Below are 13597 nucleotides of genomic sequence, written 5' to 3' on the forward strand. Positions count from 1 at the left end.
TACGGCTATGACGCCGCGTAATAATAGCAATTCAATTAACAACAGCACTTAATTTATATCTCAATTCATAGAATTCAATGATAATTCATTAAGCATTCAACATATTAATATATACCCTAAATAATTAGAGTTACTTGAAGGCGGCAAGGGGTAAGCGAGCGTAGCCAACGCATAAGCAGCGTGAAATATGACGGGTATAACTAATATTAAAAGTACGCCATCAAAAATCATAAACTCTATTATTGCATTCTTCTTTTTCGCACACTATTATCGCCCGATAACACCTCTTTTTATCAATGGAATGAAACCTTGAACAGATCCTTATTTACAAGCATAGCCCCTCTGGCCCTCATTTTATTAGCGGGTTGTAATTCAATACAACCCAGGCAATCCGCCGGATTAGTGAAACCCTTATCTGAGTCGACATTAAGCCAACAGCAAACCGAACAGCAGAGAATCGCCGATGAGCAAGCGCGTTTAGACACTTGCCGTAAAGCGCTGGAGTCGCTGAAAGAAGTGAACCCCAAACAGGCGGACAAACTCGGCAATGAGTTCACTGCCCTGCTTAGCGCGGCATCACAATATAATTCTGTGCGCAGTAAAGTGGCAGAACCGACAAAACAGGGGATCGATTCGATGTACCAGTTCAAATCAATCAAGCTGTGCGCTGATATTGAAAAGGAGCTGATCGATAGCCTTGTTAAACGTGGTGAAAATGTTCAGCCATGAACGGGAAAATAGCCAAAAACTTCAATCCGGTATCGCTGGCAGCAGTTTTTGTGCTGGCGCTATCGCCGGATGCCTATGCGGAAAAAGACGCCCTTATCAGCGTCACGGCGAGCTCAAATAGCGATGCCTCAGGCCCGGCATTTTTAAATTATGCTAAAGAGCATCAGGCGCAAAAAATCAGCGAGCCGGTAAAGCCCGTTGAGGAGAAAAGCAATAATACAAAAACAACGAATAAAAAAACCGTCCTGAATACCCATGAAGTTTCCCGTCAGGCTGCAATCATTGCTCAAAAAGATAAACTCATCCGCCAACTTCGGCAGCAGCTTGATGCGAAGCCGGCCACGGTGAACGCCGAAGCAGACAACCAAAAAGCGCTGAAAGATAAAATTCAGCTGCTTGAGAAAAAGTTAGCGACTGCCGTAGCCGAAAAACAACAATTAATAGATAACGCGCTATCCGCCGCGGCTGAAATAAAACAGATCGAGGGCCAGCGTAATGCCACAGAAAATAAAACGCTGCAGCAGGAAAAAAGAGTGGCATTAGTAGAATCCGCGAAACAAAAAGTTGAGCTTCAGCTGGCTGAGGCAACCGCCGAAAAGCAATCCCTGCAGCAGAAGCTCGCGGCGCTGGAAACAGAAAAGCAAGATACGCTCTTAAAGCTGGCGGCGGCCGCAGCGGAGAAACAAGCGCTCACCGGTAAGTTCACGACAGAGGCGAAAGAGAGGCAAGCTCTCGCAACAAGGCTCGCTGCTGCAGAGGCAGCTCAGCAGGAAATGCTAACAAAACTCGCCGCGGCTGACGCCGCACAGCGGGCGCTGCAAACGAAACTGGATGCGTCTCAAACCGAGCAGAAAGCAGCGATAGCGAAGCTCAACGCCAGTGAAGCGGAAAAAACAGATTTAACGACAAAGCTGGCGGCCGCGGCAGTAGAAAAACAGGCGCTCACGGCTAAACTGGACGCCGTTATCATCAGTACGCCGCAGACGTCCCTTCAGGCGGATGCTGGCCGTCAGCAGGCCGGTCAGGACAACGCCCTACAGCAGGCCAGCGCCGATGAAATTACCCGGCTAAAGGCCAGGCTTGCTGACGCCGAGGCGAAAAAGCCGCTGGCTATCGACTTTGCAAAAGAGCCTCTGCGACAGGCTTACGCTATCGGTGTATCGATGGGCGAGGAGGTGCTGCAGCTCTTATCTACCCGGGCATCTCAGGGCGTAAAAACCAGTAAAGATACCGTTTTACAGGGGATTATGGATTCTTTTTCAGGGGATATCGCCCTTGATGAGAAAGCGCGCAATAAAGCCTTATTCGATGTGTCTAAAAAAGTCTTTCAGAACCTAAAGAAGCTCGAACAGCAAACCCTTAGCGAAGGAAAGAAATATCAACAAAACTTCGCGAAGCAAAAAGGGGTGGTATTGAAAGACGGCATTTACAGTCGCATAGATTATGCCGGCAAGGGCAAGATTCTCGACAGCGATATCGTTACCGTCACTATCAAGGAAACGCTTACCGATGGAACCGTCATTAACGATATGGAAGCGGAGGGGAAAGTCTGGTCCCAGCCTCTGAAATCTTATCCTCCCATCTTCCTTGGGCCACTCAAGCGGCTGGGAAACCACGGAGCGATAACGGTCGTGATCCCCGCCAATCTCGCCTACGGCAGCGAAGGCAAGCCGCCTAAAATCCCACCGGGAGCGACCATGGTATATACCGTCAGAATCGTTGACGCCACTGCGGCAGAACCACAGGCTAAAAAACCCTGATCCTGGCGCCTCCCATCGGGGAGGCGCTTTCCCCTCTTTGTGAACGGGTAATGCCCCACGCTTCATTTGCTGAAATATCCACCGTGCATCATCTTCTATAGTTGGCTATGATGTTGCGCTCATTTTTGATGGGTGTAACAGGTGTTAACAAAGGAGGATCTGCCCGTGGCCGATAGCAATCTGTGGCATGAAACGCTGCACGACCATTTTGGTCAGTATTTCAGCGTTGATAACGTTCTGTATCATGAGAAAACCGATCATCAGGATTTAATTATTTTCGAAAACGCAGCCTTTGGCCGCGTGATGGCGCTGGACGGCGTGGTACAAACCACCGAACGTGATGAGTTTATCTACCATGAAATGATGACCCATGTTCCTCTGATGGCCCACGGCCAGGCGAAACATGTGTTAATTATCGGCGGCGGCGATGGCGCCATGCTGCGCGAAGTCTCCCGTCACCGCAGCGTCGAAACCATCACCATGGTAGAAATTGACGCTGGCGTGGTTTCATTCTGTCGCCAGTACCTCCCCAACCATAACGCGGGTGCGTACGACGACCCGCGCTTTACCCTGGTGATTGACGATGGCGTCAATTTTGTTAACCAGACGGCGCAAACGTTTGACGTCATTATCTCCGACTGCACCGATCCTATCGGTCCCGGCGAGAGCCTGTTTACTTCCGCCTTCTATGAAGGCTGCAAGCGCTGCCTCAACCCCGGCGGGATCTTCGTCGCTCAGAACGGCGTCAGCTTCCTGCAACAGGATGAGGCCGTCGATAGCCATCGCAAGCTCAGCCATTACTTTAGCGACGTAAGCTTCTATCAGGCGGCGATTCCCACCTACTACGGCGGCATCATGACCTTCGCATGGGCCACGGACAACGAAGCGCTGCGCCATCTTTCCAGTGAAATCATCCAGGCCCGTTTTCACAAGTCGAACCTGAAGTGCCGTTATTACAATCCGGCCATTCACGCGGCGGCATTTGCTTTACCGCAGTATTTACTGGATGCGCTATCCACCGTTAAGTAAGGAGGTGAGCTAAATTGAAAAAATTGAAGCTGCACGGCTTTAACAATCTGACCAAAAGCCTGAGTTTTTGCATTTACGATATCTGTTACGCAAAAACGGCAGAGGAGCGCGATGGCTACATCGCCTATATTGACGAACTCTACAACGCCAACCGCCTGACGGAAATTTTGTCAGAGACCTGTTCGATTATCGGCGCCAATATTCTTAACATTGCCCGCCAGGATTATGAACCGCAGGGCGCCAGCGTGACGATCCTGGTCAGCGAAGAGCCTGTCGATCCGCAGCTTATCGATCAGACAGAACACCCGGGTCCGCTACCGGAAACCGTGGTGGCGCATCTCGATAAAAGCCATATCTGCGTTCACACCTATCCGGAAAGCCATCCTGAAGGCGGACTGTGCACCTTCCGCGCCGATATTGAAGTCTCAACCTGCGGGGTCATTTCACCGCTGAAGGCCCTGAACTATCTGATTCACCAGCTAGAATCCGATATCGTCACGATTGATTATCGCGTTCGCGGTTTTACCCGCGATGTGAACGGCATGAAGCACTTCATCGATCATGAAATTAACTCCATTCAGAACTTCATGTCCGAGGATATTAAGTCTTTGTATGACATGGTGGACGTGAACGTTTATCAGGAAAATATTTTCCATACCAAGATGTTGCTTAAGGAGTTCGACCTTAAGCACTATATGTTCCACACGAAGCCGGAAGATTTGAGCGAAGAGGAGCGTAAGGTGATTACCGACCTGCTCTGGAAAGAGATGCGCGAAATCTACTACGGACGCAATATCCCGAGCGTGTAACACCGTATCGGCTGGCGGTATCCTTAACGTTCAGGCTGTACCAGCGTAAGGGCAACGGACTGCGCTTTCAGCTCAGCCTGAACGGGAAGAGGCAACCCCCCATCGGTAATAATGTCAGTGAAGCGGCTCAGCGGAGCGACGTTGAACAGCGAGTGGGCGCCATATTTGCTGCTGTCGGCCAGTAAGATCTTACGCTGGGCGTTGGCAATGATCTCCTGCTTCAGCCCCGCCTTTTCTTCCGTCGGCGTCGTCACGCCCTTTTCCACGCTCCAGCTGTTACAGCTCATAAAAGCGATATCGGGATAGACGCTACGTAACATCTTACGACCAAACTCGCCGATACAGGACTGGCTGCTGTCATCAATGCGGCCACCGACGATGGTCACTTCTATCTGGCGGAACTCGGATAAAAACAGAGCGATATGCAGATCGACTGTGATCACCCTGAGCGGAAGATGGGTCAGGCATTTTGCCAGCTCCAGCATGGTGGTGCCGGCATCCAGTACCACCGCGTCGCCCGCCTGCACCATCGAGGCGGCAAAACGCGCAATCGCCCGCTTTTCCGCAGGCGATCGTAGCTGCTTTTCATTGGTGGTAGGCTGAGAAGGCTCAAAGCGCCGCAGGGCAACACCGCCGTGGCTGCGGCTGATCACGCCCTGCTCATCCAGTTTGATCAGATCGCGTCGTATCGTTGCAGGCGATGCTTCTACCGCATCCACCAGCTGTTCCACGGTCACCAGCGTATGATTTTTCAAATACGCCACAATCTTATCCAGACGGTGTTGTCCTTTCATAACAGGAAATTACGCCAGTTGCATTGCCAGTTTAATCGATACGGCCATGCTCTCAGATTTTGCTTTTCCCGTCCAGGCTATATCAAACGCGGTGCCGTGATCGGCAGAGGTGCGGATGAACGGCAGACCCGCGGTGATATTCACCCCATCGTAGAAGCCAAGCAGTTTGAGCGGAATATGTCCCTGATCGTGGTACATCGCCACCACCATGTCATATTGCCCCTCGTACGCCTGTAGAAACACGGTGTCCGGCGGGCAGGGCCCGTAAACATCGATTCCCTTCGCTTTCATGTTTTCAATGGCCGGCGACACAATGCGTATTTCTTCATCGCCAAACAGACCGTTTTCGCCCGCATGGGGATTGACCCCGGCAACGGCAATGCGCGGCTGGGTGAATCCGACGCGTTTCAGGAAGCGATCCGCGATGCCGATGACCGTCTCCACGCGCTGGCCATTAAGCGTATCGAGGAACTTACGCAACGCAATGTGGGTCGAGACATGAATGACCTTCAGCTTGTCGGTGTAGAGCACCATGGCGTAATCGCGGCTTTCAGTCAGCGTCGCCAGCAGCTCGGTATGACCAGGATAATTGTGCCCGGCCAGATGAAGCGCTTCTTTATTCAGCGGTGCGGTCGCGATGGCGTGTACGTCGCCTTTCATCGCCAGCGCCGTCGCCCGCTTCACGCAGCGGTAGGCCAGATCGCCCGCCTGGGCCTGCACTTTACCCGGCTCCAGCGCGTCCGGCTGGGCCAGCGGCTCGTCGATGACATGAATCACGCCTGGAGCAAATCGCGCCTCCGCGACCTCGGCGATCGCGCGAAAGGTGACGCCTTCCGCCAGCCCTTTGTCCTGCAGACGTTTCAGGGTTTTCAGACACCCGACCACCACCAGCGGCGCGCCGTTGAGCTCGTCTTCACAAAGCGCTTTGACAATAATTTCCGGACCGATGCCCGCCGGGTCGCCCATCGTAATCGCAATTGTTTTAGTTACCACTGTACATCTCCTCAATAAAATAAAGCGCATCACAAAGGGTGCTGTCTGAACCGAATCCGCCGGCTTTAGTGATAACCGGCAGATCGTCGATTTCACTGTTAACGAACGTCCCGCAGGGAATACAGGGCGCCACCTCACTCTGAATGCGATAGCCTTCCGCCCCGAGCGCGGCGGCGACCGCGGTGGCGATATCTCCTCCGGTCAGGAACAGCCCGCCAATACGAGCCTGTTCGATAATGCGCAGCGTAATCATCCCGAGGCGTTCGCTAAGCATCTCACCGAGCTGCTGGCGGCTCAGGCCAGCCTGAGCGCACAGGCCGTCGATCATCTGCCGATCGTCCGCACTCCGGCTGGTACGTAAAATGGTGTGCTGCTGGCGACTGAGCAGCGCACAGGCCTGTTCAACCGCCGCGGCCATTTCCTGCTCGCACTGCGCCGAGGCCAGCCGCGAGGCATCAATATCCACGACGCTGGCGCGCGCCTGGCAGAGCGCTTTTTCAACCTGCCGCCGCGTGGCCTCGCTCATCGATCCGGCCACCACCAGTACCGGTAGTTCCTGCTTTTCCTGCATGAAGGTGCTGACCGGTAGCGCGTTCGCCAGCCCGGCAGCGCCCACCAACAGCGGCATCTCCTTTTGTTCACAAATAGCCTGGGCAATCAGCAACAGATCGCGATCTTCCACGGCATCCACCACCACCATGCACTCCCCCTCGGCGGAAAAAGCCGTCAACAGGGCGCTCAATTGCCCCCGACGAACGTCTTCGAGCGACACTTCATGAACCGGGATATCGCTTTGCAGGGCGATCAACGTCGCAATTCGCGAGGAGATAATGGGCGTTTTCGGATCGCTGGCGAATTCGGTTTCCAGCAGTGGCGTACCGTTGACCAGGCATAATCCGTCGCGGGTGGTGCGCCCGGCTGCGGGGATAGCCGCCGCAATTACGGCCAGCTTCCGGTTTGCAGCACGCATTGCCGCCGTCACTTCAGCCCCCACGTTGCCGCGGAAAGTAGAGTCGATTTTCTTGTAAACCAGCGGACGCGCATCACCATCGCACCACGGCGCTAACGCCTGCGCTACCGCTTTCCCGGCCTCAGCTGCAGGCATCGCGCGGCTTTCGGTGTTGATCACCAGCACATCAGCGCGACGCGAAGGTTTTTGATCCGGCGTTAGCATCACTTCCGTGCGCGCCCCCTTCTTTGCCAGCTGCACGCCGGTATCGTTAGAACCCGTAAAGTCGTCGGCGATAACGATCATTTTCATGCTTTTTTCTCCTCTGCAACCTGACGCGCTTGCTTCTTAGCCACCCATGAGGTGAGGACCGGCGTCAGAATCGCGGTGGTGATCACCGATGCGGCAATCAGCGGCGCGGCCGCGGCGGCAACCTCTGCCAGAGAGGGATCGGCCTGGGCAATCGCCAGCGGCGTCGCCACGGCGTTTCCGGCGGTACTGGACGCCGCCGCGCCGGCAATCCCGGTTCCGCCCACCAGACGGTCGGCACGAATGTTAAAGAAACCGCCGATAAAGGTCGTCAGCACGCCGAGCAGAATGCCCGCCAGACCGCCCTGTAGCAGCATTTCAAGGTTGATCCCTGCGCCCAGCGCAAAAGCGAAGAACGGAATCAACAGCGGGCCGCCTTTGGTCAGGAAGTCGCGCATGTTGGGATCGAGGTTACCCAGGATCATTCCCACCACCAGCGGCACCAGCACGGCGACCAGCGCCATAATGGGAATGTTGGCCATCCCCGCCGCGCCCAGCGCGATCATCGTAAAGAATGGCCCGTCATTCAGTGACAGGATGGAGATCGCTCCCACATCACGCTCGTTACCAAACTCGCCAACCAGCGCGGCGTAAAGCCCGCCATTCGAGTTACTCATCGCGGCGATGATCGCCACGCCGCTTAAGCCGAAGATCCCTTCAGCGCCAAAGAGCTGTTCCACGCCGAGGCCAATCGCAATTGCGATCAGGAGTTTGGTCAGCGTAATGGTACCGCCCTGCAACAGCGCCTGTGGCGCTGCCTTGACGCTAATTCCCGCCCCCATACAGAGCAGGAAGGCGCCAATCAGCGGCGCTGCGCCGTTTTTAAACAGCGCGGTGGTGAACCCGCCGATCTCAAGCGCTTGCGGGGCAAAGGTATTGATAATGGCGCCGATCACCAGTGGCACAACCATCATGCCGCCAGGTACACGTTCTATAGCCTTTTTGATGTTCATGGTCTTCCCGCCTGTTGTTATGCCGTGATTAAATAAAATCATAAAGATTATATTCAATCAAATAAACTTCACAAATGCGCCAGATCACAGTTTTAAAATGATTAATAAAAATCAAACCAGGCCGTTAAGGCTAAAAAAAAGCCGGACATAACTGTCCGGCCGTGGAAATGATTAACATTGCTCAGGATTGACCTACAAATTTTCGATAGGCGTTGACGACCTGAAGAAAGTCTTCCACGCCGCATAGCGAGAGGCTTTCTTCGTCATAGTAGCTCATCCCCTCTTCTATCTCATCGCCGGAAAAATCCAGTTGGTTAGCGCGGATCATCACTTCTTCGCCGTCCAGCCATAGCGTGTATTCATGGCCGACGCGTTGCCAGGAACGTTCACTGCCTTTAACGGTGCGCGCGGCCTGCTCGACTTCGTCCAGCAGGGCAAGGTTATCTTTAACCTCTTCGTTGAACCAGTGGCCGATCGCCTCATGATCCATCGACATTCGCACCTTTACCACTCCGGTAATATCGCGCAGAAATTCGTAATCCATAGTCTTTTCCTCTGCAAGGGCAGTGCGTCACCGCTGCACTGTACCCATACAGTCATTATCGCAGCAGTGGAATAGAAAAAAAGCGTGGTAGACGGAGGGACGGGAAATAAAAATGCCCGGTGACGCAAAGTTCACCGGGCATTGGCGGGATTATGTACAGCGCTGAGTTAGCGCATTACACCGCGGTCTGGAAAATAACCCCGTCGGCCTTCTCGGTGTACTGACCGAGCTGGTCGAAGTTCAGATAACGATAGGTATCCGCTGCGGTTTTATCCACCTGAGCAACATAGGTCTGATACTCTTCCGGCGTCGGCAGTTTACCGATAAGCGCGGCCACGGCCGCCAGCTCCGCAGAGGCCAGGAAGACGTTAGCGCCGGTACCTAAACGGTTCGGGAAGTTACGGGTTGAGGTAGAGACCACCGTCGCACCGTCGGCAACGCGCGCCTGGTTACCCATGCACAGGGAACAGCCAGGGATTTCAATACGCGCACCGCTCTTACCAAACACGCTGTAGTAGCCCTCTTCAGTCAGCTGCGCGGCGTCCATACGAGTTGGCGGCGCCACCCACAGACGAGTCGGCAGCTGGCCTTTGTGGTTGTCCAGCAGCTTACCGGCCGCGCGGAAGTGGCCGATGTTGGTCATGCAGGAACCGATAAACACTTCATCGATCTTCTCGCCCTGCACGTCGGACAGCAAACGCGCATCGTCCGGATCGTTCGGCGCGCAGAGGATGGGCTCTTTGATATCGGCCAGATCGATATCGATCACCGCCGCATATTCCGCATCCGCGTCGCCTTCCAGCAGCTGCGGATCCGCCAGCCATTTTTCCATGCCCTGAACGCGACGCTCCAGCGTACGACGATCGCCGTAACCTTCGGCGATCATCCACTTCAGCAGGACGATGTTGGAGGTCAGATACTCAACGATCGGCTCTTTGTTCAGCTTAATGGTACAGCCCGCAGCGGAACGCTCGGCGGAGGCATCGGTCAGCTCAAACGCCTGCTCAACTTTCAGATCCGGCAGACCTTCAATTTCCAGAATGCGGCCGGAGAAGATGTTTTTCTTACCTTTCTTCTCCACGGTCAGCAGACCCTGTTTGATCGCATACAGCGGGATGGCGTGTACCAGATCGCGCAGGGTGATGCCCGGCTGCATTTTGCCTTTAAAACGTACCAGTACCGATTCCGGCATATCCAGCGGCATGACGCCAGTTGCGGCGGCAAACGCCACCAGGCCTGAGCCTGCCGGGAAGGAGATACCGATCGGGAAACGGGTATGCGAATCACCACCGGTACCCACGGTATCAGGCAGCAGCATACGGTTCAGCCAGGAGTGGATAACGCCATCGCCCGGACGCAGCGATACGCCGCCGCGGTTCATGATGAAGTCCGGCAGCGTGTGGTGCGTGGTGACGTCCACCGGCTTCGGATAGGCGGCGGTATGGCAGAAGGACTGCATCACGAGGTCGGAAGAGAAGCCCAGGCACGCCAGGTCTTTCAGCTCATCACGGGTCATCGGGCCGGTGGTGTCCTGAGAGCCTACGGAGGTCATCTTCGGTTCGCAGTAAGCGCCCGGACGAACCCCGGCCACGCCGCAGGCGCGACCCACCATTTTCTGCGCCAGAGAGTATCCGCGGCTGCTTTCCGCCACGTCTTTCGCCTGACGGAACACATCGCTGTGCGGCAGGCCCAGCGCTTCACGCGCTTTGGTGGTCAGGCCACGGCCGATGATTAGTGGGATACGGCCGCCGGCGCGCACTTCGTCGATCAGCACGTCGGTTTTCAGCTCGAAGGTCGCCAGCAGTTCGCCGGTTTCGTGGTTACGGACTTCACCTTTGAACGGATAAACGTCGATCACGTCGCCCATGTTCAGGTTGTTTACGTCCACTTCAATCGGCAGCGCGCCGGCATCTTCCATGGTATTAAAGAAGATAGGCGCAATTTTGCCGCCGAGAACCAGACCGCCGCCGCGCTTGTTCGGCACGTTCGGAATATCGTCGCCCATAAACCACAGCACCGAGTTGGTGGCGGATTTACGCGATGAGCCGGTACCCACGACATCGCCGACGTACGCCAGCGGGAAACCTTTTTGCTGCAGTGCTTCAATTTGTTTAATCGGGCCAACGGCGCCGGGCTGATCCGGGTCGATGCCTTCGCGGGCGTTTTTCAGCATTGCCAGCGCGTGCAGCGGAATGTCCGGGCGGGACCAGGCGTCAGGGGCCGGAGACAGGTCATCGGTGTTGGTTTCGCCGGTGACTTTAAAAACGGTCACGGTGATTTTGTCAGCCAGTTGAGGACGGCTCAGGAACCACTCAGCGTCGGCCCAGGATTGCATAACCTGTTTGGCGTAGGCATTGCCCGCCTTGGCTTTCTCTTCTACATCGTAGAAGTTGTCGAACATCAGCAGGGTGTGGGACAGCGCTTTCGCGGCGATCGGCGCCAGTTTTGCGTCGTCCAGCGCGTCAATCAGGGGATGGATGTTGTAACCGCCCTGCATGGTGCCCAGCAGTTCGACAGCTTTTTCACGGGTAACCAGTGGAGAAGTCGCTTCGCCTTTGGCGATCGCGGCAAGGAATCCGGCTTTAACATAGGCGGCTTCGTCGACGCCCGGCGGTACGCGGTTAATTAACAGGTCTAACAAGAATTCTTCTTCACCCGCTGGCGGGTTTTTCAGCAGTTCTACCAGCGCGGCCATTTGGGTTGCATCTAAGGGTTTCGGTACAATCCCCTCGGCGGCACGCTCAGCTACGTGCTTACGGTATTCTTCTAGCACGACGGTTCTCCTCGCTCTCATTGTAAAATGCGGTAGGCGATTCTCTTCACGCTCCTGTGAGACAGCAGTTTGTAGGGTAAATGCCCGATACCGCGTCGGCAGCATAGCAGGATTTTGGCGGGGTGTTAATCTGTTTACAAAAAAGCAACATTAAAAATTAGCTGAATCGTTAAGGGCAGAATAATGCAGGTTTTCTGTCAATTTAGCGGTATATAAAATTAATTCTGTTACACATAATTGAGCGAAATCCCAACTAAAATCAAAAACGCAAATACGCGCTCTCTATACTCAGGCAATCCCCCGCTTTTCGACAATACTCTGTCAAAACGGGCCAATTATTGTGCCGGGAGTTCTCATGACACTGCCTTTCAAACCCCATCTGCTCGCGCTGCTCTGTAGCGCCGGGCTATTAGCCGCCGCGGGTACGCTCTACGTTAAAAGCCGGGAGCCGCAAACGGTTCCCGAGCCCCCCGCCGTTGCGCAAACGGCGCAGGCAACCGCCGCCGCCCAGCCGGTGACCACGACCTATACACCCGCGCAGATAGACCAGTGGGTCGCGCCAATCGCGCTCTATCCGGACAATCTGCTGTCGCAGGTGCTGATGGCTTCGACCTACCCGAGTAACGTTGTCCAGGCGGTAGAGTGGTCGCAGGATAACCCCACAATGAAGGGCGATGCGGCGGTGCAAGCGGTGGCAAATCAGCCCTGGGATCCCAGCGTAAAATCGCTGGTCGCCTTCCCTTCCCTGCTCGCGTTAATGGGAGAAAATGCGCCGTGGGTGGAAAACCTGGGTAACACCTTTCTCGCCCAGCCGCAGGCCGTCATGGATTCGGTGCAGCGCTTACGCGCCATCGCCCAGCAGACCGGAACGTTAAAATCCACGCCGCAGCAGAAAGTCATCACCGCCACCCGCTCCGCGGCACCGGCTCCGGCAACGTCCACGGCCACCGCTTCCCGCAGCAGCAGCAGCAGCGCCGTGACATCCACCGCCCCGGCGCAGGTGATTAAAATCGAATCCACCAATCCAAATGTGGTGTACGTGCCGGCCTATAACCCTTCAGTTGTTTACGGCGCCTGGCCTGACACCTCCTATCCGCCGGTCTACCTGCCGCCGCCTCCGGGGGAGCAGTTTACCGACAGCTTCGTCAAGGGGTTTGGCTATAGCCTCGGCGTCGCCACAACCTACGCTCTGTTCAGCAGCATCGACTGGGATGATGACGATCATCACCACCATGACGATGACGATCACCATCACGATGATGATCATCACGGCGGCTACGCGCACAACGGCGATAACATCAACATCAACGTCAATAATTTCAACCATATTACCGGGCAGAACCTGCCGGGAAACCACGCCAGCTGGCAGCATAATCCGGCCTACCGCGGCAATATTCCCTATCCGAACAATACGATTGCGCAGCATTACCATCAGACCAATGTTCCCGGCGGCCTTAGCGCGACCCAACATCAGCCCGCCGATCGCAACGCGCAGCGCCAGGCGGCCATGACGCAGCTACAGCAGCGTACCGGGCCTGCGGATAACGCGCTTAATCACGCGCCTTCCCGCGATGCCCAGCGCCAGGCCGCGTCGCAGCAGCTCCATCAGGTGACCCAGCGCAATAACTATCGCGGCTATGACGCCACGCCGGCGGTAAAAAATAGCGCCGTACAACAGCAGCATCGGGAAGCGGTCAAAACGCAAATTCAGCATCCGACGGCGCAGCAGCAACAGCGCCGTGAACAGTTCCGGGCCGCAACGCCCGAACAACGTCAGCAGAAGCTGAATAATCTGCACGCCAATGCCCTGAGCGGTAACGATATCCGCTCTCCCTCCTGGCAGTCTCAGCAGGAGCGCGGCCTGCAGAGCCGCCATATCTCGGGTTTAAGCAGCGAGCAGCGCAGCGCGGCCAGAGAACATCTTTCCGAACACCGTGAACTGCGCCGCCGCTGAG

At 55.4% G+C, this 13597-nt stretch carries 11 protein-coding genes; 5 read left to right on the forward strand and 6 right to left on the reverse strand.

Annotated features, from left to right (window positions below):
* Positions 1 to 309 precede the first annotated feature (309 nt).
* The 4 genes from ABLU96_RS02390 (at position 310) to speD (ending at position 4327) form a co-directional block, all read left to right on the forward strand.
* A complete protein-coding gene (locus ABLU96_RS02390) occupies positions 310 to 729 on the forward strand; it encodes a hypothetical protein (protein WP_025106509.1) in 420 nt (139 codons plus the stop codon).
* A complete protein-coding gene (locus ABLU96_RS02395) occupies positions 726 to 2489 on the forward strand; it encodes an FKBP-type peptidyl-prolyl cis-trans isomerase N-terminal domain-containing protein (RefSeq protein WP_064405750.1) in 1764 nt (587 codons plus the stop codon). Before ABLU96_RS02390 ends, ABLU96_RS02395 begins: the two co-directional genes overlap by 4 nt.
* Before the next feature lie 165 nt (positions 2490 to 2654).
* The gene (gene speE / locus ABLU96_RS02400) at positions 2655 to 3518 is read left to right on the forward strand and encodes a polyamine aminopropyltransferase (RefSeq protein ID WP_004098658.1); all 864 of its coding nucleotides are present in this window, start codon (positions 2655 to 2657) and stop codon (positions 3516 to 3518) included.
* A gap of 14 nt (positions 3519 to 3532) precedes the next feature.
* On the forward strand, positions 3533 to 4327 hold the full coding sequence (gene speD, locus ABLU96_RS02405) for an adenosylmethionine decarboxylase (protein ID WP_004098656.1): 795 nt from the start codon (positions 3533 to 3535) through the stop codon (positions 4325 to 4327).
* 23 nt (positions 4328 to 4350) lie between these two features.
* Here speD and ABLU96_RS02410 read toward each other — a convergent pair whose 3' ends face one another.
* The 6 genes from ABLU96_RS02410 to acnB all read right to left on the reverse strand — a co-directional run bounded on the left by ABLU96_RS02410 (position 4351) and on the right by acnB (position 11642).
* A complete protein-coding gene (locus ABLU96_RS02410; RefSeq protein ID WP_032748007.1) occupies positions 4351 to 5121 on the reverse strand; it encodes a DeoR/GlpR family DNA-binding transcription regulator in 771 nt (256 codons plus the stop codon).
* 9 nt (positions 5122 to 5130) lie between these two features.
* Complete coding sequence (locus ABLU96_RS02415) at positions 5131 to 6114, reverse strand: D-threonate 4-phosphate dehydrogenase (RefSeq protein ID WP_014227943.1); 984 nt, start codon at positions 6112 to 6114, stop codon at positions 5131 to 5133.
* Positions 6104 to 7375, reverse strand: coding sequence for a D-threonate kinase (locus tag ABLU96_RS02420; protein WP_046877793.1), 1272 nt, complete (start codon positions 7373 to 7375; stop codon positions 6104 to 6106). Before ABLU96_RS02420 ends, ABLU96_RS02415 begins: the two co-directional genes overlap by 11 nt.
* Positions 7372 to 8325 carry a 2-keto-3-deoxygluconate permease 1 gene (locus ABLU96_RS02425; protein ID WP_025106505.1) on the reverse strand — a complete coding sequence of 318 codons (954 nt, stop codon included), beginning with the start codon at positions 8323 to 8325 and terminating at the stop codon, positions 7372 to 7374. Before ABLU96_RS02425 ends, ABLU96_RS02420 begins: the two co-directional genes overlap by 4 nt.
* A 181-nt stretch (positions 8326 to 8506) precedes the next feature.
* Positions 8507 to 8869 (reverse strand): protein YacL, encoded by a 363-nt coding sequence (yacL, locus tag ABLU96_RS02430; RefSeq protein WP_004098646.1) that lies wholly within the window; start codon positions 8867 to 8869, stop codon positions 8507 to 8509.
* 175 nt (positions 8870 to 9044) lie between these two features.
* Entirely contained in the window at positions 9045 to 11642 is a 2598-nt protein-coding gene (acnB, locus tag ABLU96_RS02435; protein WP_025106504.1) for a bifunctional aconitate hydratase 2/2-methylisocitrate dehydratase, read from the reverse strand.
* Positions 11643 to 11997: 355 nt separating this feature from the next.
* Between acnB and ABLU96_RS02440 the strand changes: the two genes are divergently transcribed.
* A complete protein-coding gene (locus ABLU96_RS02440) occupies positions 11998 to 13596 on the forward strand; it encodes a DUF3300 domain-containing protein (protein ID WP_064405752.1) in 1599 nt (532 codons plus the stop codon).
* The last annotated feature ends 1 nt before the right edge of the window (position 13597 follow it).

The sequence above is a fragment of the Klebsiella sp. CN_Kp106 genome, from assembly GCF_040064575.1.
GTDB classification, from domain to species: Bacteria; Pseudomonadota; Gammaproteobacteria; order Enterobacterales; family Enterobacteriaceae; genus Klebsiella; species Klebsiella michiganensis.